General features: G+C 70.6%; 2 protein-coding genes. One reads left to right on the top strand and one right to left on the bottom strand.

What is annotated here, in order from left to right; genetic code table 11:
• Positions 1-46: 46 nt before the first annotated feature.
• Positions 47-2,266: an NADP-dependent isocitrate dehydrogenase gene (locus ABT085_RS44585; RefSeq protein WP_351622430.1), complete on the bottom strand. Its 2,220-nt coding sequence runs from the start codon at positions 2,264-2,266 to the stop codon at positions 47-49.
• 197 nt (positions 2,267-2,463) lie between these two features.
• Here ABT085_RS44585 and ABT085_RS44580 point away from each other — a divergent pair, with 197 nt between their 5' ends.
• Positions 2,464-4,023 carry a M1 family metallopeptidase gene (locus tag ABT085_RS44580; RefSeq protein ID WP_351622427.1) on the top strand — a complete coding sequence of 520 codons (1,560 nt, stop codon included), beginning with the start codon at positions 2,464-2,466 and terminating at the stop codon, positions 4,021-4,023.
• The last annotated feature ends 79 nt before the right edge of the window (positions 4,024-4,102 follow it).

Here is a 4,102-nt window from a genome sequence, read left to right as displayed (position 1 = left end):
GCCGGCCGGGGCGGGGACGGGAACTTCGGGCCTGGGGCCCGGTGCGTCAGCCGATGGACGCGAGCGCCGCGTTCCAGGTGGCGGACGGGCGCATGACCGCGGTGGCCTTGGCCGGGTCGGGCTGGTAGTAGCCGCCGATGTCGGCCGGCTTGCCCTGGACGGCGTTCAGCTCGTCGACGATCTTCTGCTCGTCCGCGGCCAGGGACTCGGCCAGCGGGGCGAACGCCTTCGCCAGGTCGGCGTCGTCGGTCTGCGCGGCCAGCTCCTGCGCCCAGTACAGGGACAGGAAGAAGTGGCTGCCGCGGTTGTCGATGCCGCCGACGCGACGGGTCGGGGACTTGTCCTCGTTGAGGAAGGTCGCCGTGGCGCGGTCGAGGGTGTCGGCGAGGACCTTGGCACGGGTGTTGCCGGTGGCCGTCGCGTACTGCTCCAGGGACGGGACCAGCGCGAAGAACTCACCCAGCGAGTCCCAGCGCAGGTAGTCCTCCTTGACCAGCTGCTGGACGTGCTTCGGCGCGGAGCCGCCGGCGCCCGTCTCGAACAGGCCGCCGCCCGCCATCAGCGGGACGACCGACAGCATCTTGGCGCTGGTGCCCAGCTCCAGGATCGGGAACAGGTCGGTGAGGTAGTCGCGCAGCACGTTGCCGGTGACGGAGATGGTGTCCTCACCGCGGCGGATGCGCTCCACCGACAGCTTGGTCGCCTCGACGGGGCTGAGGACGCGGATGTCCAGACCCTCGGTGTCGTGCTCCGGCAGGTACGCCTGGACCTTGGCGATCAGGTTGGCGTCGTGCGCGCGGGTCTCGTCCAGCCAGAACACGGCCGGGCTGCCGGTGGCGCGGGCGCGGGTGACGGCCAGCTTCACCCAGTCCTTGATGGGGGCGTCCTTGGTCTGGCAGGCGCGGAAGATGTCACCGGCGGAGACCGTCTGCTCGATCACCACGTTGCCGGCCTGGTCCACGAGGCGGACCGTGCCGGTGGTCTGGATCTCGAAGGTCTTGTCGTGGCTGCCGTACTCCTCGGCCTTCTGCGCCATCAGACCGACGTTCGGGACCGAGCCCATCGTCGACGGGTCGTAGGCGCCGTGGGCGCGGCAGTCCTCGATCACGGCCTGGTAGACACCGGCGTACGAGGAGTCCGGCAGCACCGCGAGGGTGTCGGCCTCCTGGCCGTCCGGGCCCCACATGTGGCCGGAGGTGCGGATCATGGCGGGCATCGAGGCGTCGACGATGACGTCGGACGGCACGTGCAGGTTGGTGATGCCCTTGTCGGAGTCGACCATCGCCAGCGCCGGGCCCTCGGCGAGCTCGGCGTCGAAGGACGCCTTGATCTCGGCGCCCTCGGGCAGGGACTCCAGGCCCTTGTAGATGCCGCCCAGACCGTCGTTCGGGGTCAGGCCGGCCGCGGCGAACGTCTCGCCGTACTTCGCGAACGTCTTCGGGAAGAAGGCGCGCACCACGTGACCGAAGACGATCGGGTCGGAGACCTTCATCATCGTGGCCTTGAGGTGCACGGAGAACAGCACGCCGTCCTCCTTGGCCTTCGCGATCTGCGCGGTGAGGAACTCGCGCAGCGGGGCCACGTGCATGACGGAGGCGTCGACGACCTCGCCCGCGAGGACCGGTACCGACTCGCGCAGCACGGTGGTGGAGCCGTCGTCGCCGAGCAGCTCGATGCGCAGCGCGCCCGCCTCGGAGATCACGGCGGACTTCTCGGTGGAGCGGAAGTCGTCCACACCCATGGTGGCGACGTTCGTCTTCGAGTCGGCCGACCAGGCACCCATGCGGTGCGGGTGGGTCTTGGCGTAGTTCTTGACCGAGGCCGGGGCACGGCGGTCGGAGTTGCCCTCGCGCAGGACCGGGTTCACGGCGGAGCCCTTGACCTTGTCGTAGCGGGCCTGGATCTCCCGCTCCTCGTCGGTCTTGGGGTCGTCCGGGTAGTCCGGCAGCGCGTAGCCCTGCGCCTGGAGCTCGGCGACCGCGGCCTTCAGCTGCGGGATCGACGCCGAGATGTTCGGCAGCTTGATGATGTTGGCCTCGGGCGTCTTGGCCAGCTCACCGAGCTCCGCCAGCGCGTCCGGGATGCGCTGGTCCTCGGCCAGGTACTCCGGGAACACGGCGATGATGCGCCCGGCCAGCGAGATGTCCCGTGTCTCCACGGTGACGCCCGCCTGCGAGGCGTACGCCCGGACCACCGGCAGGAAGGAATACGTCGCCAGGGCCGGGGCCTCGTCAGTGTGCGTATAGATGATGGTCGAGTCAGTCACCGGTGCTCCGCTCCACGTCTGCAACATTGCTCGACATCAAGATATCTCGTGAGCGGCCCCGGCTCGACAGGGGTCCGGCGGCTTCCGTGTCCCGGCGGGCAACCGAAGCGGCCGAAAGGGTGGTCCTGGAAGTAGATCGTCTTCCGATCCCCACGACGGCCGGGCCGACCACCCGGCCGCCCGAATGAAGGCTGACCATGAGATATCGCACCAGAGTGACGGCCCCGGCGGCCGCCCTGTTCGGCACCGCCGTCGCACTGACCGTGGGCGGCGCCGCCCACGCGGCTCCGGGGGAGCCCGACGCGCCCGGAGCGCCCGGAGCGCCGGGCGCCGAGACGCTCGGCGACCCCGTCTACCCGGGCCTGGGCAACGACGGCTACCGCGTCCACGCGTACCACCTGGACTTCGCCTACGACGCCACCACCCGGCTGGTCGACGCCACGGCCACCCTGAAGCTGCGCACCACCCAGGCGCTGACCCGCTTCTCCCTGGACTGCCTGGGCCTGGACATACGCACCGTCCAGGTCGACGGCCGCGACGCCGTGTTCGAGCAGGCGGGCGAGAAGCTGCGGATCACGCCCGCCCGGCCGCTGCCCCAGGGCGCCGGCGGCACGGTCCGCGTGGTGTACGGCGCCGATCCGCGCCGTATCGCGCAGCCGCTCACCGGCTGGGTCGTCACCCCGGACGGTTTCGCGGTGGCGGGCCAGCCCAACCTGGCCCACACCGTCTTCCCCTGCAACGACCACCCGTCGGACAAGGCGGACTTCACCTTCCGCGTCACCGTCCCCGCCGGTCTGAAGGGTGTCGCGAGCGGCTCCCTGGTGTGCACCGAGAACCTGGCCGGCGGCCGGACCGCGTACACCTTCCGCTCCCGCTCGCCGATGGCCACCGAACTGGTGCAGATCACCGTCGGCGACTATGTGGTCAAGCAGCGGCAGGGTCCGCACGGGCTGCCGCTGCGGGACGTCGTGCCGACCGCGCGGGCGCAGGCGCTGGAGCCCGCCCTCGCCCTCACCCCGGGCCTGGTGGAGTGGCTGGAGGCCCGGCTGGGCGCCTACCCCTTCGAGACGTACGGTCTGCTGCCCTGCAACTCCGACGACCCGGCGGCCTTCGACTTCACCGGCCTGGAGACGCAGACCCTCACGCTGTACAAGCCGAACTACCTGCTCCAGCCGGAGTCCAAGATCGGCTCGCACATGATGCACGAGCTGGTCCACTCCTACTTCGGCAACCTCGTCTCCCCGGCCACCTGGGCGGACCTGTGGCTGAACGAGGGCCACGCCGACTTCTACGGCCTGCTGTACCGCTACGAGCGCGGCTGGCCGGACTCGCTGGGGCTGACCACGCTGGAAGCCCGGATGAAGGCGACCTACGCGCTCGGCGACCAGTGGCGCCGCGACTCCGGCCCGGTCGCCGCCCCGAACGCGGCCAACCTCTTCGACAACCAGCGCTACGTGGGCGGCGTACTGGTGCTGTACGCGCTGCGCGAGCTCGTCGGCGAGGACGTCTTCCACGCGATCGAGCGCGCCTTCCTGGACCGGTACCGCAACTCCTCGGCGACGACGCAGGACTACATCGCCGTCGCCTCGGAGATCTCGGGGCAGGACCTGTCCGGCTTCCTGCGGGACTGGCTCTACGGCACCGTCACCCCGCGGATGCCGAACCACCCGGACTGGACGGTCACGCCGGTGGCCACGTCCTTCGCCGTCCCGCGGCAGCGGACCGCCGGGCACCACGACAACTCGGCCACCCTCTGAGGCCCGAAGCTCCGAGCTGTTGAAACTCCGAGGTCCGGAGCCGGAGCCCGGAGCTCTCAGTCGTGCAGGGGGACCAGAT

It is taken from the genome of Streptomyces sp. NPDC002265 (assembly GCF_040296125.1).
Lineage (GTDB): Bacteria > Actinomycetota > Actinomycetes > Streptomycetales > Streptomycetaceae > Streptomyces.
The sequence above is the reverse complement of the archived record's forward strand: the minus strand, read 5'-3'. Positions and strand labels throughout refer to the sequence as shown.